19 protein-coding genes are annotated in these 20,099 nt (G+C 35.4%); 17 read left to right on the top strand and 2 right to left on the bottom strand.

Annotation, left to right across the window (positions count from 1 at the left end; translation table 11 throughout):
• Nucleotides 1-28: 28 nt before the first annotated feature.
• The 4 genes from EKH84_RS19400 (at nt 29) to EKH84_RS19385 (ending at nt 4,157) form a co-directional block, all read left to right on the top strand.
• Complete coding sequence (locus EKH84_RS19400) at nt 29-1,147, top strand: hypothetical protein (RefSeq protein WP_127067564.1); 1,119 nt, start codon at nt 29-31, stop codon at nt 1,145-1,147.
• A 175-nt stretch (nt 1,148-1,322) separates the two neighbouring features.
• Entirely contained in the window at nt 1,323-2,291 is a 969-nt protein-coding gene (locus EKH84_RS19395) for an alpha/beta hydrolase (protein ID WP_127067563.1), read from the top strand.
• A 165-nt stretch (nt 2,292-2,456) separates the two neighbouring features.
• On the top strand, nt 2,457-3,803 hold the full coding sequence (locus tag EKH84_RS19390; protein ID WP_127067562.1) for an AraC family transcriptional regulator: 1,347 nt from the start codon (nt 2,457-2,459) through the stop codon (nt 3,801-3,803).
• A complete protein-coding gene (locus tag EKH84_RS19385; RefSeq protein ID WP_127067561.1) occupies nt 3,804-4,157 on the top strand; it encodes a hypothetical protein in 354 nt (117 codons plus the stop codon).
• 200 nt (nt 4,158-4,357) lie between these two features.
• Here EKH84_RS19385 and EKH84_RS19380 read toward each other — a convergent pair whose 3' ends face one another.
• Together EKH84_RS19380 and EKH84_RS19375 are read right to left on the bottom strand one after the other, a co-directional pair.
• The gene (locus tag EKH84_RS19380; protein WP_127067560.1) at nt 4,358-5,206 is read right to left on the bottom strand and encodes an aminoglycoside 6-adenylyltransferase; all 849 of its coding nucleotides are present in this window, start codon (nt 5,204-5,206) and stop codon (nt 4,358-4,360) included.
• Nucleotides 5,207-5,291: 85 nt separating this feature from the next.
• Nucleotides 5,292-6,131 (bottom strand): AraC family transcriptional regulator, encoded by an 840-nt coding sequence (locus EKH84_RS19375; protein WP_127067559.1) that lies wholly within the window; start codon nt 6,129-6,131, stop codon nt 5,292-5,294.
• 296 nt (nt 6,132-6,427) lie between these two features.
• On the opposite strand from EKH84_RS19375, the gene hdhA reads away from it, so the two are divergent.
• The 13 genes from hdhA (at nt 6,428) to EKH84_RS19310 (ending at nt 20,072) form a co-directional block, all read left to right on the top strand.
• Nucleotides 6,428-7,225 (top strand): 7alpha-hydroxysteroid dehydrogenase, encoded by a 798-nt coding sequence (gene hdhA, locus EKH84_RS19370; RefSeq protein ID WP_013658258.1) that lies wholly within the window; start codon nt 6,428-6,430, stop codon nt 7,223-7,225.
• Nucleotides 7,226-7,699: 474 nt separating this feature from the next.
• Nucleotides 7,700-8,455, top strand: coding sequence for a Fe-S cluster assembly ATPase SufC (gene sufC, locus EKH84_RS19365; protein ID WP_127067558.1), 756 nt, complete (start codon nt 7,700-7,702; stop codon nt 8,453-8,455).
• Complete coding sequence (sufB, locus tag EKH84_RS19360; RefSeq protein ID WP_013658256.1) at nt 8,452-9,849, top strand: Fe-S cluster assembly protein SufB; 1,398 nt, start codon at nt 8,452-8,454, stop codon at nt 9,847-9,849. The genes sufC and sufB overlap by 4 nt, the downstream gene beginning before the upstream one ends.
• A gap of 11 nt (nt 9,850-9,860) precedes the next feature.
• Nucleotides 9,861-10,604: a SufB/SufD family protein gene (locus tag EKH84_RS19355; RefSeq protein ID WP_127067557.1), complete on the top strand. Its 744-nt coding sequence runs from the start codon at nt 9,861-9,863 to the stop codon at nt 10,602-10,604.
• Nucleotides 10,601-11,836, top strand: a complete 1,236-nt coding sequence (locus tag EKH84_RS19350; RefSeq protein WP_127067556.1) for an aminotransferase class V-fold PLP-dependent enzyme — start codon at nt 10,601-10,603, stop codon at nt 11,834-11,836. Before EKH84_RS19355 ends, EKH84_RS19350 begins: the two co-directional genes overlap by 4 nt.
• Nucleotides 11,826-12,254, top strand: coding sequence for a Fe-S cluster assembly sulfur transfer protein SufU (sufU, locus tag EKH84_RS19345; protein ID WP_013658253.1), 429 nt, complete (start codon nt 11,826-11,828; stop codon nt 12,252-12,254). Before EKH84_RS19350 ends, sufU begins: the two co-directional genes overlap by 11 nt.
• A 163-nt stretch (nt 12,255-12,417) precedes the next feature.
• Complete coding sequence (locus tag EKH84_RS19340) at nt 12,418-12,654, top strand: purine biosynthesis protein PurH (protein ID WP_127067555.1); 237 nt, start codon at nt 12,418-12,420, stop codon at nt 12,652-12,654.
• A 237-nt stretch (nt 12,655-12,891) separates the two neighbouring features.
• A complete protein-coding gene (locus EKH84_RS19335; RefSeq protein WP_127067554.1) occupies nt 12,892-13,161 on the top strand; it encodes a hypothetical protein in 270 nt (89 codons plus the stop codon).
• A gap of 10 nt (nt 13,162-13,171) precedes the next feature.
• Nucleotides 13,172-14,341, top strand: a complete 1,170-nt coding sequence (fliB, locus tag EKH84_RS19330; protein ID WP_127067553.1) for a flagellin lysine-N-methylase — start codon at nt 13,172-13,174, stop codon at nt 14,339-14,341.
• Between the two features lie 207 nt (nt 14,342-14,548).
• The gene (locus tag EKH84_RS19325) at nt 14,549-15,184 is read left to right on the top strand and encodes a TetR/AcrR family transcriptional regulator (RefSeq protein WP_127067552.1); all 636 of its coding nucleotides are present in this window, start codon (nt 14,549-14,551) and stop codon (nt 15,182-15,184) included.
• Nucleotides 15,185-15,187: 3 nt separating this feature from the next.
• Nucleotides 15,188-16,558, top strand: coding sequence for a phenylacetate--CoA ligase family protein (locus EKH84_RS19320; RefSeq protein WP_127067551.1), 1,371 nt, complete (start codon nt 15,188-15,190; stop codon nt 16,556-16,558).
• A gap of 129 nt (nt 16,559-16,687) precedes the next feature.
• Nucleotides 16,688-18,244 carry a rhomboid family intramembrane serine protease gene (locus EKH84_RS19315; protein ID WP_127067550.1) on the top strand — a complete coding sequence of 519 codons (1,557 nt, stop codon included), beginning with the start codon at nt 16,688-16,690 and terminating at the stop codon, nt 18,242-18,244.
• Nucleotides 18,245-19,277: 1,033 nt separating this feature from the next.
• Entirely contained in the window at nt 19,278-20,072 is a 795-nt protein-coding gene (locus EKH84_RS19310) for an aminoglycoside N(3)-acetyltransferase (protein ID WP_243118616.1), read from the top strand.
• The last annotated feature ends 27 nt before the right edge of the window (nt 20,073-20,099 follow it).

Here is a 20,099-nt window from a genome sequence, read left to right as displayed (position 1 = left end):
AAAAAAGAGTCATTAGGAGGCTATTTATATGAAGATAATGAATGGTGAGGTTCTCCAACCTTTTACCATGGAAATTGTACCCATTAAGAAACTCATCCTTTTTAACTTTGAAAAAAATCCAGAAGCAATTTATGCAGGCCTTGAATTACAGTACCTAGCCACAGAAAACGAAGGAAAAGGTTTTAGGGTCATTGCTTATCGAAATGATAGATATGTGGATGTATACGATGAAGAAAGTTTATGCATTAAGGAAGTTGGAAAGTTTGAGGTATGCGATAAGGGACTCAAGCACTATCGTAAAGTGACTTTTGATAGAGGATGTTTTCAGCTAACAGAGGAGGGCATTCAAGTTGAATTTTGTTTTCGTGATTATAAAGGAAGGCTAATAGATGTAGTTGCAAGGGAACATGGAAAGAAACCAAGCAGGACCTTTGATCTTATAGCACCAATAGGCGTATCTTCAAGAAATCCAGTATCCTTTCCAGCCTTTGCTATGTACCAATTTGATTTAGTGAGAAAGAAAAATACTATCCTTAAAATACAAATCGATGGGAAAGACATACCACCAGATGCATTCCCAGTACCTATTCCAAAAGATGGACAAATGCGCCATTTTACTAGATATGGCTATGATTGTGAGCTGGTTGAGTTTGGGAAAAAACAAGAAGTGATTTTACAGACCCATCCTTGTAACAATCATGAAATTCATGAACAGGGATTAATTGCAACCTATCAAACAGTAGAGGATATGAAGCTGATGGAATCCCTAAGATTCCAGAACTCAAAACATATTTTTATATTGAAATTTGTAGATGCCTTTCCCGATTTATTACGTATGAAAAATACAGAGGTGAATGGTCGTTTTAAGATAGAGATGGATGCGTCTATGGGGTATTTTTCTGGTAAATATAAAGTAGCAAGACAAGAAGAACATGTTGAAATTACAATGATACCTACTGATGGATGGATTGTTCACAACAAGATGTTTTTAACAAAAGTCATGTTGCAGAAAAAATCCATATTTTGTACTTGGCCCAAGACGTATTGTTATAAGCAGAATATAAACTTACAGACGGGTCAATCGTCTACTAATTGGGCAAGAATAGATTATAAAGAATTGACTGCTGATTGGTGGAAAGGGAAATAGAGTCAAGAAATCATTACCAATGAAGTAGTTATAAAAGAGCAATCAATTCATACGCCAAGAAGTAGTAAACTTCTGGAGGTTCAATCATATATTGGAAGTGAAATACCTAAGATTTTACAACAAAGATAAGAGGTTTAGAAGATTGCCCCAAAAAGTTGTAAAGGAGAATAGATATATGAGGAGAACAGTACCTTTAGAAAGAGAAGCAGAATTGGTTTGTGATAAGAGCTCCAAACCACCTCTTATTTTTCAGCTTCCTCCAGAGCAGGGGCGTGAGGTTTTAGAACGTGCCCAGGATGCACCTGTTTATAAGTATCCAGCTGAAATTAAAATAATACCCGTTCAAACAAGCAATTGGGGGACCATTAATGTCTATTGTGTAATACCGGACAATATCGTAGGCAGCCCTCATGTGATTTACTATATTCATGGAGCAGGCTGGGTATTTGGTAGTTTTCATACGCATGATAAATTAGTGAGAGAACTAGCTGCACGTACACAGTCTATAGTCATATTTCCCGAATATAGCCGATCACCAGAAGCTAAATATCCTACAGCCATTGAGCAGTGCTATGAAGTCATGTGTTTATTACCAGATTTATTAGTACAAGCGAGTTGTAATGCTAGATTAGATACCCTAACAGTTGCTGGAGATAGCGTAGGAGGGAATATGGCAACTATAATGACGATTATGGCTAAGTATAGAAAAGGGCCTAAAATCCATAAGCAGCTCCTCTATTATCCTGTTACAAATGCCTGTTTTTCTACGGAATCCTACTACAAGTTTGCAGTAAATTACTATCTGTATAGAGCAGGCATGATGTGGTTCTGGGATCAGTATACAATGAGTAAAAAGGATCGTAATCAGATAACAGCCTCACCTCTAAGAGCAACTATAGAAGAATTAAAAGAGCTTCCTGATGCCATGGTTTTAAATGGAGAAGCAGATGTGCTAAGAGATGAGGGAGAAGCTTATGCTAGAAGGCTGCGAGAAGCAGGAGTCAGTGTAACAGCTATACGTTTTCAGGCGATCATCCATGATTTTGTAATGCTTAATGCTTTAGACCAAACTAAAGCCTGTCGTGCTGCAATGGATATTTCTACGGAGTGGGTTAATAGAAAAAATGCTGAGGCTACAAAGTAATAGATGAGTAAATAATCTTTAGCTAGGAAGAGGTAAAATTTGTAAGAATAGTCATGACACATGCTAGAGGATGGGTCATGGCTGTTTTTTTAGAGAAAAAGTCGGATGTTAGGAAGAGGGAACTGCTATAATAATATCAACTTAGCAAAAGAGGGGGGGAGAGCCTTGAATTATTATGAAAGGATTCAAAAAGCTATTGACTACATTGAAGCTTCTCTAGAAGAAGAGATGAAGATAGAGGATATAGCTAAAGAAGCTTTTATGTCAGTATCTAATTTTTACCGGATGTTTTTTGCTATTACAGGTTATCAGACTAAAGAATACATACGATGTCGCAGAATATCTTGCGCAGCTCGTGATCTTAAACAAGGTAAGGAGAAAATCATAGAGGTGGCTGTAAAATATGCTTACAATAGTGTAGATGCCTTTTCTAGAAGCTTTAAGAGTATTACGGGATTTTTACCTAGTAAGTATACGGATAGCATTAAAAATTATGTTTTTGAAAGGGTTGATGTAATGGACAAGTATTTTGAAGTACAAGATAGTGAGGTTGCAGAGCAGTATCCAGATATTAAAGTTTTAAAAGAAATGAAAGCTATGAGAGTTGCTTACTATTGCTATTACGGAAAAAATCCTGAAGATGGTGCCTTTAGCGTCATGCAGGACTGGGTTAAGAAAAATAATATAGATATTAATAATGGGAATTATCGTATCTTTGGTTATAACGCACCCGATACGGATGCATCTGGAGAAGAGTATGGCTATGAGGTGTGTATTACTATTCCAGAAGATTTAGTAGTGGAAGATGAAAAGGTAAAGACTAAAGAGCTGAGTGGCGGATTATATGCAGTAACGGCTATTAAGCGTGGCGAATGCCTTGGAGAAGCAATTATAAAAGGCTGGCAGAGATTTCAAAAGTGGTTAGAGGGAAGTAAATATGTCTATGGGGAGGCACAATGGCTTGAGGAACATCTAGGTTTTACACAAGACATGGAGCATATTGGTGGAGTGGATTTATATATGCCTATCCTATTACGTAGTGATTTAAAGGCAGAGGAAACGGAAGAGCTACTTTCTCCTTTGACCTGTGTTTCTTATACTGTAAAAGGTAAAAATGCAGAAAATAAAGCAAGAAAATATTTATTTGATTGGGCAAAAAACAATGGGATTGAGTTTCAAAAAGCTGAGACAAGGCTATTTGCCTTTTACAACTTTGAAAAGATAGGAACACCGGAGTATTTTTATACCTTATATTTAACTATTCCAGAAGCGCTTGAAATAAAGGATGAGAAGCTTATAAAGGAAACATTTACAGGTGGTTTATATTTAAAACGGTTCATAAAGTATAAAATGAATAGCCAATCTTGGTTTAATTTTATTAAATCCATAGAGCATAATGAGAAGTATTGTTTTGGAAGTCATCATTTTATGGAGGAGTATGTGATTAATGAACCAATGATTGATGGCGATACAGACATTGTACAATATATGCCAGTAATGAGGAGGATTTAGATGGAACTAATGATGCAGCCTAATCCATGTGCTTGTGGTCAAGCATGTATAGCAATGATTGCAAATAAAAGTATTGAGGAAGTTTTCAAGGTGATGAAGACAGAAGGACCAACCTCAATAGGTCAACTGATCGAGGCCCTTGATTACTATAAGATTAAACATGCAGAAAAAAACGTGAGAATTTCAAAGAAGAATCCAATGCCTTCAGAGTATGCTATTTTAACAGTACATATGCCAACTTATACACATTGGGTCTTATTGTATAACCAGCAATATTATGATCCAGAGTTTGGCCTTCTAGAGTCGTGCCATCCCGAAGGAAAGATTACCTCCTTTCTTGCAATTTATGAATAATAGGGGTATAAAGGAACAAATAATGATAACAAGCCATTAGAGGTGATATAGGTGGCAACTTTAAGTTAGTTAATAGATTAAATGAATTTGTTCCTGCAAGGTGTTAAAGTCTAATAAAAAACACGAAGGCCATGAATCAAATAGTCATTGCTCTTCGTGTTTTTTATTAGATGGTTTTATGAGATGATAAAGCTAGAAGATTAGCTCCAGTTATCGGAAGCCAATCTTTTATAAAAGTAAGCAATAATTTGTTCAGAGGCCAAAGTAGGATATTCAAGACTCTTCGCTCTACAAATTTCTTCAGCATCTTGTTTAAAAAGAACCATACTTTTTTTGACAGCAGCTTCTAGGCTGCAAAGATCTGCTTTAGAAAAATAAGCTTTTAAGTGTTCTTGTTTTTCATTAGGGATACAGTGTTTTACTTTGCTTTCCCAGGCACCCCAATCTAAGTTATCATAGTAGGATAGTAGTAAATCCACATGTGAATGAAATAAGAACTCTTGGATGTTTTTTATTAATTTGAAGATATCATTTCTTTTGAAGTATTTAATCAGCATCTCAATATGGAACCAGTAAGTATCTATGGCTCTTAGGGTGTCAGGAATGTAGTTATCTGTGCGATAGCCTTTGTCAAGAAAATCAGCTACCTCCCCTGTTTGGTCAAAAAGAATATGCTCCTTGGTACAACCCTTACAGTGTTGTTTGCACATCCAAGCTTCTGGGTGGTCCTGATTAATAATAAAAAAGTCTAATTGATGGAGATTATCTCCCAGGCGAATGACACTGCAGTAATTTTTGAAGGAAGCATCATTAAAGCTCTCTGGCCAAAAGATTAAAAGCTCATCGGAAACAGCCCTAAGAAAATAGGGAACGTCTGCCGCAAAGGCTTCAAAATCTTTATCTGCTACCAAAAAAACTGGATCGTAATCAGAATAAATATCATCTTGCCCTCGGCTAATAGAGCCATAATGCCAACCTCCTTTACAACGCATATCCTTTTTCAAGAGCGCTAGCATATTATGAAAGGCTACCTCTAAATCTTTATGCATAACCCCACCTCCATTATTTATATTGTCATTTTACAACACAACTTGAAGTGGGTATTGTTTATTATTTACTTAAGATGGTTAAATCTTATCTTTTGGCAAATTGATTCTTATATTTATTTGGAGTTGTACCATAGGCTTTTTTAAAAGCCTCAATAAAGGCTTTTACATTAGGAAAACCATTGTTTAAAGCAAGCTCTGTTATAGAGTGAGTGCTATTTAGCAGTTCTTTATGGGCGTGATATAGTCTGATGTGTGTTAAATAACTATGTACGGTTTCATTAGTAGCGTTCTTGAAAAAGCGAGAAAAATAGTTAGGAGACATGCCGATGTAAGTCGCAATCTCTGATAGCGAAAGATCATCTTCATAATGATTTTCTATAAAGGCAATGACTTTCCTAATATCTACCATACTTTTTACCTCAGGCTTACTTAGATTTTTTTCTTGCCTTTTATGCTTACAATTTTTTAGCAAAATAAGGCAGAGCTTTCTGAGAGCAATAGAGAGTTCTAATTCATAGTAAGCATCTTTCTTTTCTGAGAGTTTGGCACACTCTAGAATAAGCTTTTTGAGTTGCTGATGAATCGTATCATTGCCACTCCAATTAAAATAATAAGTATCTACATCAGGGCAGTACTCCTTGAGTAAATCATAAGAGAGTAAAAGTGTAATAGCCCGCATGTGATTTTGATCCACTGCATCAGTTTCATGTAAATCACTACTATTGACGAAAAAAATATCTCCTGGAGGAATAGTTACAGAGTTGCCGTTAATGACTCCTTTGATTGTTCCTTCTAGCACCAAATTAAACTCTAAATGGGTATGCCAGTGTAGGGGATAATGACAATTCATACATTGGCTATTACCAATATAAATCTGAGCAGGTATATTACCTTGATTCTCTACCTTTTCTTGATAATAATTCATATATCCCCTCCATAAATGGTTATTTTTCTTCTAAGCAGCTATTTAAAACGTCATGAAGCATAGGAAATTACTTACTTATTTTATCTTTTTTATAATAATCTATTATCACATATCTGATTCTATAAAACAATAAAGCAGAATGAATAGATAGTATATTAGTATAACATGAATAACGATTTCAAAATTTCCTATGATATTAAAAGGCTTTAAAATAAAGATTGCGTTTATAATAATTATATATGGGAGATATAAACTTATGGGGAACATAAAAATAGCTTGTATAGGAGGAAAACATCATGAGATTACAAGGTAAAGTAGTATTAGTAACAGCTTCTACAAGAGGAATTGGATTAGCTTGCGTGGAACGTTTGGCAAAAGAAGGCGCTACTGTGTATATGGGTGCTAGAAATGTAGAACGTGCCAAGGAGATTGCAAGTGAATTAAATATAGAAGGTTATCAGGTAAAGGTTGTTTATAATGACGCAACAGTAAAAGAAAGTTATAAAACTATGGTAGAAGAAGTAGTTAGCCAAGAAGGGAAAATAGATATATTAGTGAATAACTTTGGAACCTCTAATCCAAAAGTAGATTTAGATATTAAGACTACGGATTATAATGAATTTATTGGAACGGTAGATATCAATTTAGCTAGCGTATTTTTATCATCACAAGCAGCTATTCCACATATGGCAGCAAATGGAGGAGGAAGTATTATCAACATCTCTTCTATTGGTGGTATTCGCCCAGATATCTCTCAAATTGGTTATGGAACAAGTAAAGCTGCTATTAATTATTTAACAAAGCTTATTGCTACCCAATGTGCAAGAGACAATATTCGTTGCAATGCAGTGCTTCCTGGGATGACTGCAACAGATGCTGTAAATAATAATCTATCAGATGCATTCAAAGAATTCTTCTTAAAACATACACCAATTAAGCGTATGGGATTACCAGAAGAAATTGCAGGAACAGTATTATACTTTGCAAGTGATGACTCTGCTTATACAACTGGTCAGATTGTAGATGTTTCAGGTGGATTTGGCATGCCAACACCTGTATATGGGGATATGATTGAACTTAAGAGTAAGAGATAAAAACAAAATGCCCTTGCTATTATTAAGAGTAGCAAGGGTATTTGTTAAATTTTTACAACATAATTTCTCATAAATCGCACATACTAGTATTGTAAAACCAAACCAAATTGAATGTAGGAGGGAACAAAGATGAATAATCAAAGTAACCAAAGCATTCTCGACTCGGAGGCTTACGCAGACAATGGTGCTGGAGATGGGCCAAAAGGAACTTAAGGCTTATAGGATTTGAAAAAATCTTATAAGTCGGTAAGGTTTTATAACTCATAAGGACCGACTTATCTATCATACAATGTATGAATTTAAGTAGGTCCTTTTAGTGTGCAAAGAATTACATAGTATAAAAAATAAAAAAATTAATAAGATTAAAACATAAATATAAGATAAAAAATATTGACTAATAATTATTATTGGCTTACAATTAATCCATAGTAAGTTACTCGGAATTAAAATGTATTTGATAAAGGAGAAATTCTAATGGAAGAATTAATTAAAATAAATGATTTACATGTAGAAGTAGAAGGAAAAGAAATTTTAAAAGGTCTTAATTTAACGATTAAGTCAGGTGAAATTCACGTTATTATGGGACCTAATGGAGCTGGTAAGTCTACCTTGGCAAGTAGTATTATGGGGCATCCGAAATATGAGGTAACAAGTGGAGAAATCTTATTTGAAGGAGAAAGCCTAGAAGAAGTTTCAGTAACAGAACGCGCTAGAAAAGGAATCTTTTTATCTTTTCAATATCCTGAAGAAATCAATGGGGTTACTATAGAGAACTTTATTCGCAGCGCTAAAATGGCAAGAAGCACTGAGCCTGTAAGATTAGTTGCTTTTAGAAAAGCTTTAGAAGAGAAGATGGAGGAGCTTAGTATTTCTAAAGAATATAGAGATAGGTATTTAAATGTAGGCTTTTCAGGTGGTGAAAAAAAGAAAAGTGAAGTGCTTCAGATGGCAATGCTACAACCCAAGCTTGCTATGCTAGATGAAACAGACTCTGGACTTGATGTAGATGCTACTAAAATTGTTTCAGAAGGTATACTGAAAGTAGCTAATGAAAACAATGCCTTTTTAATCGTGACACATCATAATCATATGCTTCAAGAGATTAAACCAGATTATGTTCATGTATTAGTGGCAGGAACTATTGTCAAAACAGGTGGTATGGAAATCGTTAAAGATATAGAAGCAAATGGATATGGTAAATATCTTCAAAAAGAAGGTGTGAATCTATGAGAACAGTAGTAGATGATGTCGAAAGAGGCATATATGATATTAAGAACAAAGATGAATATAGTTACAGAACTGAAAAAGGGCTGACTGAAGATGTTATTAGAGCTATTTCAAAAGAAAAAAATGAGCCACAGTGGATGCTAGACTTTAGATTAAAATCACTGGCTATTTATAATAGTATACCTGTGCCAACATGGGGACCAGATCTTAGTGAATTAGATATTGATAATATTATAACTTATGTAAGACCTAAATCACAGCTAAGTGATAACTGGGAAAATGTAGATCAAACTATAGCTAATACTTTTGATAGATTGGGTATTCAAGAAGCAGAATCCTCTAGCTTAGCAGGTGTAGGTGCACAATATGATTCAGAGGTAGTTTATCACTCTATTCAACGTGAGTTAGAAGCTCAGGGGGTTGTTTATACAGATTTCGAAACAGCTTGTAGAGACTATGAAGAGATTGTAAGAGAGTATTTTATGAAGTGTGTGCCACCTAGTGATCATAAATTTGCAGCTTTACATGGGGCAGTTTTCTCAGGAGGCTCATTTGTATATGTACCTAAAGGCGTACAGGTCAATATGCCTCTTCAATCCTATTTTAGACTGAATGCACCTGGAGCAGGTCAGTTTGAACATACTCTGATTATCGTAGAAGAAGGTGCAAGTTTACATTTTATAGAAGGATGTTCAGCTCCAAAACACAATGTTATTAATTTACATGCAGGCTGTGTAGAGCTTTATGTTAAAGAAAATGCAAGACTAAGGTATTCAACAATAGAAAACTGGTCCAAAAATATGTATAACTTAAATACGAAAAGGGCAATGATTCATAAAAATGCCCATATGGAATGGGTATCAGGATCTTTTGGTTCTAGAGTGTCTATGTTATACCCTATGAGTGTCTTGATCGGAGAAGGCGCTAGTAGTGATTTTACAGGGATTACCTTTGCAGCAAAGGGACAAAACTTGGATACAGGAGCAAAGGTGGCACACCTTGCACCACATACTAAATCGACTATTCATACAAGGTCTATTTCTAAGGCTGGTGGAGAGACAACCTACAGAGGATTGGTTAAAATATCACCTAAGGCTTATGGTTCTAAAGCATCAGTCAATTGTGATGCATTAATGCTAGATGATATATCAGCATCTCATACAGTTCCTGTTATGGATATTAAAAATGATGATGTAGAAATCGCCCATGAAGCAAAAATAGGTAAAATCAGTGATGAAGCTATTTTTTATCTTATGAGCCGCGGACTTACAGAGGAAGAAGCAGTAGGACTCATTGTAAGAGGCTTCGTAGATCCTATAGCGAAAGAATTGCCAGTAGCTTATGCTGTTGAACTGAATAACCTAATTAACTTAGAGATGAAGGGAACTATTGGATAGGAGGTGGAGAAATGACGGAGTTACAATCTAATTATATAGAAGACTATACAAAGCAAAGCCAGTTACTCATTATAAAAGAAGACATGTCTGGTAAGGAAAAGCATATTACCCTCGGTAGAGGATCCTATTTAAAATTAGCAATGATTAATGAGATTAACCAAGAAGAAGAGGCTATTTTTAAGCTCAGCGTAGAACTAGAAGATGATGCCAAGTTAGAGCTGACGACGCTTTACCTAGGAAAGGGTAAAAATAAAGAGAGCATTACCATTTATCTTAATGGAGATGGTTCAAGGTGTAAACTTAAAGCAGGTTATCTCATAGATGAACAAACAACTCATATGATGGCATATGATGTGTTCCATAAAGGCAAACGAACGATTTCTGATGTCATTGTAAAAGGAGCACTTCAAGATGAAGCACATAAAGATTTTAAGGGAAATTTATATTTCAAACAAGGGGCTAAAGGAGCTAAAGGTTCTGAGATAGAAGATGCTATTTTATTAAGCCCTAACGCTAAGTCCTATGCAGTACCAGCGCTCTGGTGCGATGAGGATGATATTATGGGAAATCACTCTGCATCTTCTGGTAAACTTTCAAAAGATAAGTTATTTTATCTGATGAGTCGTGGTTTATCAGAAGAACAAAGCAAATGTCTCATGGTGGAAGCTGAGCTTGCTCCTGTTTTAGATGAAATAGAAGAAGTGGAAATGAGAGAAAGCATTTCAAATGAAATAAGTAGGAGGATAGGAAAATGAAACAACTTGCATTAGAAACTTTGGTTCCAAAGACTGACTTTCCTATTCTCGGTGAAATCATTAATGAACAAGCCTTAGTTTATTTGGATAATGCAGCCACTACTCAAAGGCCACTAGCTGTACTAGAAAAAACAAGAACCTATGTATTGCATCAGTATTCTAATGCAGGAAGAAGTGGTCATGTATTAGCAGAAAGAGCCTATGAAGCCTTGGAAAATACAAGAGAAAAGGTGAGAGATTTTATAGGCGCAGCGTCAAAGGAACAAATTATTTTCACTAGATCTGCAACAGAAAGTTTAAATATGATTGCGACAGGCTATACACAGATTGAAGATGGGGATGAAATAGTATTACTTGTTTCTGAGCATCATGCCAATCTATTACCCTGGCAGCGTATAGCAAAGCTAAAAAAAGCGAATTTAAAGTATATGTATTTAAATGATGCCCTAAAGCTTACTGAAGAAGAAATAGAAAGAAAGATAACAAATAAGACTAAGGTTGTGGCTGTAGCACATGTTTCTAATGTGCTAGGCTACAAAATACCTATAGAAAAAGTGGCAAAAAGAGCTCACGAGCAAGGTGCCATTCTCGTTGTAGATGCGACACAAAGTGTGCCACATTGTAAGGTAGATGTGAAAGAGTTGGATGCGGACTTTATGGCTTTTTCAGCTCATAAGATGTTAGGGCCTACTGGTGTAGGTGTTCTATATGGAAAGCTCAATCATTTAGAAAAGCTAGAGCCTCTTTTATTAGGTGGAGGCATGGTTGAATATGTAGAGGAACAGAGTGTTTCTTTTTCAGACCTTCCTTCTAGATTAGAAGCAGGTACCATCAATGTAGAAGGAATTGTAGGACTAGGTGCGGCTATAGATTACTTAAAGGATATAGGAATGGACCGTATAGAAGCCCATGAGCAGGCTATAGCCGCTTATGCAATAAAAAGACTTCAAGACCTTCCTTATATTCAGCTTTTAGGAGACAGTTTAGAAGATAAGTTGGGAGTAGTAGCTTTCAATGTAGAAGGCATACATGCACATGATGTAGGAAGTATATTAGATGCACAGGGAATTGCTATTCGAGTAGGTCACCATTGTGCTCATCCACTGATGCATTATTTACATGTGCCAGCTTGCTGTAGAGCATCCTTTTATTTGTATAATAGCTCATCAGATGTAGACCGTTTAATAGAAGGCTTAAAAGAAGTAAGGAGGGTGATGAGACTTGAACCTTGATTTGATTTATACAGAGTTAATTGCAGAGCATAGTCAGTATTCTCCTTATAAGGGAGAGTTAGAAGAAGCAACAATAAGAGAGAGGGGACATAACCCTTCTTGTGGAGATGATATCCATTTAGATATTTGTATTGAAGATGGGAAAGTAGCAAAAATGAGATTTCATGGTGTAGGTTGTGCTATATCTCAGGCCTCTACTTCTATGATGATTGAGCTTTTAGAAGGAAAGACAGTAGATGAAGCAATGGAGCTAGCAGAGACTTTTATTAAAATGATTAAAAAGGAAATTACTTCAGAAGAAGAGCTAGCTGTACTTGAAGATGCTATGACCTTCCAGTCCATCTCTACCATGCCAGCGCGTGTAAAATGTGCAGTGCTATCTTGGTATACCCTTAAAAAAGCCATAGAAAAGCTATAAAAGGGATAATAAAAATGAACTCAAGAACAAGAGATAAAAATAAAGGGCCTTTGCTATGATGATAAGTAGCAAGGGCCTTTGTTAAGATTTTATTGTAGAGTGTAATTTGTTCAATGTAGTATCTGTGATATAATAAGAGCATATGAATGAAAAGAGGCATAATATGGAGCAATATTTAATTAAAAATACAACAAAAGAACAAAGAGAACAGATTGTAAAAGATGCACTTGGTTATAGTGATTTAGGTTGTGAAGATGGTGGGGGCAGATATGGCTATGATTTTTATGAACCATATATTAATGGAGAAAAAGAACTTTCTGAACTTAACCAAGCATTTAGAGCTGCTTATGTAAGTGAAAGTAAAGAAAGACCTAGTAGTGGCTGTAGTTACGCTAGATAGTAGAACTTACTGGGCTTATGGACCCTAATGGTATGAAAGGGTTATAAAACTATAGAAAAGCAGAGGGTGTTATTAAATATCCTCTTATTTTATTGGAAATAGGTGTGCTTGGAGGCGTGATGATAGTACTGATTTATGCTAGTGAATACAGCATTTTCATACCAATGACCATGGCTTTATGATAAGATGAAATGTAGCAAAAAGCTAAAGTAGCAGAAAAGGAAGGAAATAGAGATAATGTATTACGTACCAGATGGAACTAAAAAATGTGGCTATTATGAATGCAGCGAATGTGGCACTAGATTTTTATCTTTGCACTTAGAAGAAATCATAGATTGTCCTTACTGCGAAAAGGATTTTGACCCTGAGATTGGGCCTGATGAAGTCATGGAAGAAATCACCTCTAAGGCTCAGCTAGTTAAAATAATAGAAGGTGAAGACATAGAAATGTGGGATAAGCTTTTAAGTCTTGCTATTACAGGCGGAGACGAAGACGACTGGATATAAGGAGTAGGGCATGAGTAATACAATTAAAGTGAATTATTATGACCAGTTTAAGTGCATTGCAGACAAGTGTTCTTTATCTTGCTGCCAGGAATGGCGAATTGCTGTAGATGATGAGACGCATCAAAAATGGCAGGGAGTTCAATTACAAGGAGTAACAGAAGCTGGTAAAAATAATGAACCTCTTGAGTTATGTAGTTGTGTAAAAAAAGATGAAAATGGTTATGTTGTGGTCTTAAAACAGGATCAGCAATGTCCGTTTTTAAATCAAAAGAAGCTGTGCAATTTGGTTATTGAGTTAGGTGAGGCTTATTTATCAGACACCTGCACTACTTTTCCAAGACAGATTAATGAATTTGGAGAAAGAACAGAGTACTCGCTGGCTTCTTGTTGCCCAGCAGTAGTAGATTTGCTAAATGAAAATGAAGGAAAACTCCAGTTTCAGCAAGAAGGAAGCAGCAAACAAAGTGATGAAGTACTAATGGCCGTACGTGATATGCTGATAGCAGTTATGGAAGAAGAGAGCTATTCGGTGCCAGAACGCTTAATGATGCTATTTTATGCACTTTTAGACCTTCAGACGAAGAAAAAGTTAACGCAGGAACAGATTAAAAGTCATTCAGCAAAAAAATATCTAGAGCCTGTAGTAGAGGCTATTAGAAACATGAAATTTGACTTAATGGATACCTTTTTTGAAAGAAATGAACTTTTCTTAGATATTGTAGAGAACTACCGAAAGCAAAAGCTGTACGTTAACTATATAGAAGAGATTTCAGTATTAGCAGAGTCATTAGAAGAAGAATATTCTGATGAAGAGCTTTTAGAAAAGCTAGAAGACTTTGAAGCACAATTAATTCCTTATGAAAAACTATTCAAAAATTATTTAGTAGCTGAACTTTTTGGTAACTCATTGATGCCTGATATGACACTAGAAGATTTAATCATTGCTTTTGAGTGGATTACCTTAGAATATAGTGTTATTAAGCAAGGGATTTTCTTAAAATGGTTATCAGGAGGTAGTAAGGAAATGACTTATACTATGGTTCGTGACTACATAACAGTGATTTCAAGAATAACAGGTTATGACCATAGTGACATCAAGGAGTATTTAGAAAATAGCTTTGAAAGTATTATTTGGGAGTGGGGATACCTAGCGCTTGTTGTTGGTCATGAGAAAATTTAATAGATAGTACTTAAGTAAATAAAAGGGCTGATAAGAAATAAAGCTGTGCTAACAGCATTATTTCTTATCAGCCCTTTTGGATAAAATGAACTAAATGAACTAAATGAACTAAATGAACTAAATGAACTAAATTGACTAATGAGTCAATGTGAAGTATAATTAATAGAAAATAAACATAAAACAGAAAAATGGATATAGGGGTTAAAGATGAAAGAGGAACAACTAAGTAAAATAAGTGAGCAACGCAGAGAAGCCATATTAAAAAGTGCAATAATAGAATTTTCACAGAAACCTTATAAAGAAGCCAGTACAGATCAAATAACAAAGCAATGTAGCATTTCAAAAGGCTTACTTTTTCACTACTTCAAAAGTAAGAAAGATTTGTATTTAGTTTGCTTAGAGCAAGCACTTATGAGGCTTATGACAAGAAAGAAAGAGACTAAAGGTGAAGCATTTTATGAGATTATTTTCTCGGCTATGGACCATAAGTTTAACCAGTGTTTAGTTTTTCCAGAGGAAATGAGAATGGTGAATATGGCAGCTAGAGAAATGAGTAAGGATGTATTTGAGGAAAAAAGTAAACTACTGATGCGTTATATTCTAAAGGGAAAAGAAGAATCAGCTAAAACCATGACAAGAGCAGTATCTACGTTGAAGTTACGAGAACCACAAAATCCTAAAGTGACAGCAGCACTTTTAGTGTATGTTAATGCAGTAATGAACCACTATTTAGAGTTATATAAGGAACGACCAGATGACTTTTTTGCAAAGGCTGGTGAAATTAAGAAGGAGCTGAAAGCATATTTAGATTGCATGCTATATGGTATTGTAGGGGAGGAATAGTAGATGAAGAAAATAGGCTTGATAAAGGGTATGAGATTATGTGCTAAGTATCAAAAACTAAGTGAGACTGAAAAAAGTCAAGTACGTCATAAAAGACTACATGAGATGGTAGATTATGCAAGAACTCATAGTCCCTATTATAATCAGTTGTATAAAGACTTAGAAGAGGACTATACACTATCAGATTTACCACCTGTCAATAAGAGCGAGCTTATGGCACATTTTGATGAGTGGCTGACAGACAGAAAAGTTAAGCTAGAGGATATTCGTGTATTTATGGAGAACCTAGATAACATCGGTCGTAAGTTTCAAGGAGAATATTTAGTATTTACCACAAGTGGTTCTACAGGAAATCCCCTTGTGAGCTTGTGTGATCGAACAACTAATAATATGATGGGAGCCATTAATGCAGGGAGAACTTTTGCGAGAAAAAGTGATTTAAAGGCTTTTTTTCGTCGCAGAGGAAAGACAATAGGAGTTTTTGCGACTGGAGGTTTTTATTTAGGAAATAGTTCTGTTCGTGCCAGACTTTTGTCTATGCCTTGGAAAAAGAAGCAAATAGCAGTCACTAGCGCCTTACTACCTGTAAAACAGATTGTAGAAGAATTAAATAGATTTCAACCCGCTATGCTTGGAGGATATCCTACAGTATTAGAATCATTAATAGAAGAACAATTAAGTGGTCGATTACATATTAAGCCGGTGCTTATTATGACAGGAGGAGAATACTTGTCTAATGCATTAAGAGAACGATTAAGTGAGGTTTTTAAATGTTATGTTCAAACTTCTTATTCTTGTACAGAAGGGGGGACTATAGCTTGTGAGTGCACAGAGCAGCATTTTCATATTAATGAAGATTGGGTTATTGTAGAACCTGTAGATAAGAATAATCAACCTGTAGAAGATGGTGTATTATCAGATAAAATTTTAATGACGAATCTATTTAATTATACACAGCCTTTCATTCGTTATGAGATAACAGACCGTGTTAGAATGCACCATGAGAAATGCAAGTGTGGTAATCCAATGCCCTGGCTTACATTAGAGGGGCGTATGGATGATGTGGCTATTTTTGTAGAAGAGGGACAAATCATAAAAATACCTCCACTTGCACTATATGTTACTTTAAAGGAAATTCATGGAATACAGCGCTTTCAGTTGGTTATTCATGAAGGTAATCAAATAGAACTTCGCTTAATTCCAGTAGAAAATGTTAATATAAATGAAGTATTTGACAAAGCTGTGCAAGTGTTAAAAGACTTTTTAGCTACTCATGGTGTAAAAACAGTAACATGCATCCTTTCAGATGAATATCCTAAGCAACATCCAAAGAGCGGTAAATTTAAGCATATCATTAACCAATCAAAAGGTTAGGAGTTGTCATTAGTGTTCATTAAAAATACAAGAAAAGTGTGTATAATAGAATAGTAAATAAAGACACTTATCATATAATAAGAAGATAGGAATAAATGGTGATTATTGAATAAGTAAAGAGAGGAAATCATGGAACAAACGTTTATAGAGAAACTCATAAAAAGATTAATAGTTAAGCAAGATTATATTCTTGTACCAAATGAAGAAGGCAGGGTGATCATTGATCCGAGTGTAAATGTTCTCCTTAAGCAAGATAGTCAGTGTATTACTTATATACAGATTATTGATGGAGATAATAGTTCTATTGATATAATCAATGAGAGACTAGAACAAAAAGACGGAACGTTATTACGTATGGGGGAACAGACCAGAATCTTTGCGTATAGTTTATTTGTTTTTTCAAATGGTATCGATGAAGAGAAGCTAAAACTAATCGAGGAAAGCCAAAGGAATCACGAAACAGAACCCAAGGCTTTTAAAAGCTTTGTAGTAGATACAAGCAGTAAAGAAGTTAAAAAGCTATTTAATAGGCCTAGTACTGATAGAGGACTTTTAAAATTAATCACTCATGTAGTGGAGAAAGATTCAGCAGAAGCTTATGATCAAGTACCAATTGAAACTTTAGTTTTGGACAAGAAGAAAGATTATCAAATCACCTATCAAGTTAAAAAGCCAATGCTTACCTATGGGCTTATTACGATTAATATTCTGGTGTATTTAGCGTTGGTTTTATATGAAAGAACATCAGGCATAAGTTATGGACAGCTGATTATTCAATTTGGAGCTAAGGTTAACAATTTGATTTTAGAAGGAGAATATTGGCGACTCATTACACCTATATTCTTACATGGTAGTTTGATGCATCTACTAGTTAACTGCTATTCCCTATATATCATAGGTTCTTTAGTAGAACGCCTGTATGGACGAGGTAGATTTATCACAAGCTATCTCATTGCGGGGATTTTAGGAAATCTATGTAGCTTTTTATTTGTACCAGGCCCTTCTGTAGGTGCATCTGGAGCAATATTTGGTTTAATGGGTATATTATTATACTTTGGTTTAGAAAGACCACTTCAATTTAAGGTTTACTTTGGAAGTAGTATTATTACTACTATTCTTATTAATCTAGTTTATGGTTTCTCAAGTACAGGAATAGATAATTTTGCTCATTTAGGCGGCCTTATAGGTGGTTTTTTAGCTATAGGCATACTTTCAAATGTTAAGAAAAAACGTTGGTATTTTAATAAGCTATTATATGTGCTAGTACTTAGTGTACTGACTGTAGGGGGTATAGCCTATGGCTTTAATAATAGCGAGAGTAAAATCATTCGTAACATGAATACCTTAGACAAACTAGAAGACATGGAAAAATGGGATGAGGTAGAAAAAATAGCAAAAGATATACTAGATATGGACTCACGATATGAGGATAATCAAATAATAGCATTATGGTCACTTATTAGAGCTCAAGGTATTCAAGGAAAGTATGATGAAGCTATCCCGTATTGTAATCAGCTGATAGCCTTAAGTCCAGCAGATGGACATTACATGTTAGGCATCATTTATTATGATCAAGGGGAACTTCAGATGGCAAAAGAAGAACTTTCAGCAGCGGAGGCAGCAGGTGCTGATGAAGAGCAGATTCAGCAACTACTAAGTATTATCCAGCAATATGAGAATCAATAGAAGTAGAAATAGAAATTGGTCGTGGACTTTCCAGAAGTGTTTTCAAGAAAAAAGAAAAGCTGATTCATTTTATTTATAGTAATTGGAGACAGCAAAAATAGCGCCCTAAGTATTCTATATACTTGGGACGCTATTTTTTGTTCCAGACTCTTGAAATTAACTTTTATAACTAACTAATAGACCTTAAACAAGGCGCAAAATGGCTCCTCAGCACGTATGCATTGTAGCTTAGTGCCTACTAGACTAGCTATGAAAGTCAAACCAATGAGTGAGGAGCTCTTATCGTCTTAGCCAGTGCACCTTTATGATAGGAAACTAAGGCTTTAAGACTCTGGTTTAAAACTTTATTTGGTAATGATACGTATAAAAACCTTTAAAACAACTTATAAGTGGCGCCTTCCTTGCAGCGCACAAGTGAACATTTTCCTTAAGTCCAGAGGTACCTATAACAATAGATTGAGACTTGGCTGACCCGGTCAGTTCCTCAGGTTGAAGCTGTGGTAATTTGCCGTGGGAAGTTATTTATTTTGTTTTTACACTTCTATATATGTGCTCAAAAATCCAAATCCCTAATAAAAAATAAAATTTTCTGTTTTCCTCACTGCGCTACTGTCCTCGAAGTTTATGAGTTCAAAAACGTTTATAAAAATGAGGGAGAGGGCTACCTGGAAGAGTGACTTGGGAGAATTTTTTAGAGGCATTTGGCGAATGTTTTGGATGGGTTTTAGCACGAGTGTCTGACCATGGGGAGTTTTCGTGCGTTCATCCAAATAAGTGAGCCTAGTGCCTCAAAAAATTTGAACCGGAACTCTGGAAGGTAGCCCTCTCCCTCATTTTCTCCCAAATGTCATTCCTCATAAGCACTGAGACAAACTTCTATTTGCACAGTCAAAAAAATAAACAAAATGAGATTATTAATTTCATATGGGGTTACACGTTTAACCTATTGTAGATGTAAAACTCTAGATGTATATTCATCTTAACACTAAATAAGTATAGAATTTTTGAACATGAATAAGGAGGAAGGGGCTACATGATGAATGAGAGACCAATTATTTTAAAGCAAGATCTATTAGAAGGGTTACAAAGTATAGGTATCGAAAAAGGACAGAGTATTATGGTACATACCTCTTTAAGCAGCTTTGGTTATGTATGTGGAGGTGCCGAGGTAATTATAGAGGCACTGTTGGAGGGCGTTGGAGAAGAAGGAACCATTATGATGCCTACTCAAAGCTGGAAAAATTTAGACCCATCCTATGGTGTACATTGGGAGGAACCTGAAAAATGGTGGCCTTTAATAAGGGAACATTGGCCAGCGTATGATAAAGATATTACGCCAACTAATACCATGGGGGCTGTAGCAGAAATGTTTCGTAAGTGGCCAGGTACTTTAAGAAGTGACCATCCAGCACGCTCAGTAGCTGCTTATGGAAAAAATGCCAAGTATCTTGTAAGCCAACATGACTTAAGTGATATTTTTGGTGAGACATCCCCATTAGCAAAATTGTATGAAATAGATGGTTATGTTCTTTTACTAGGAACAGGATATGATAAAAATACTTCGCTTCATTTAGCTGATGTGAGGGCAAACTACCCATCAAAGCACATGGAAGAAAATAGTAGTGCTATGATGGTTAATGGCAAAAGAGAGTGGGTTACTTACTCAACACTTTATGTAGATGGAGAAGATTTTGAAGAGATAGGAAAAGCTTTTGAAGAAACAATGGCAGTTAACAAAGTCGACCTTGGAAATGCACAGTTACGTTTCATGAAACAAAGAGAGTTAGTTGATTTTGCAATAGGTTGGATAGAGCAACATAGAAAATAACATTGTTTAGAATATTCATACCAAAAA

This window comes from Cellulosilyticum sp. WCF-2 (genome assembly GCF_003990395.1).
Lineage (GTDB): Bacteria > Bacillota > Clostridia > Lachnospirales > Cellulosilyticaceae > Cellulosilyticum > Cellulosilyticum lentocellum.
Note: the sequence above shows the minus strand (reverse complement) of the source record. Positions and strands in the feature narration are given on the sequence as shown.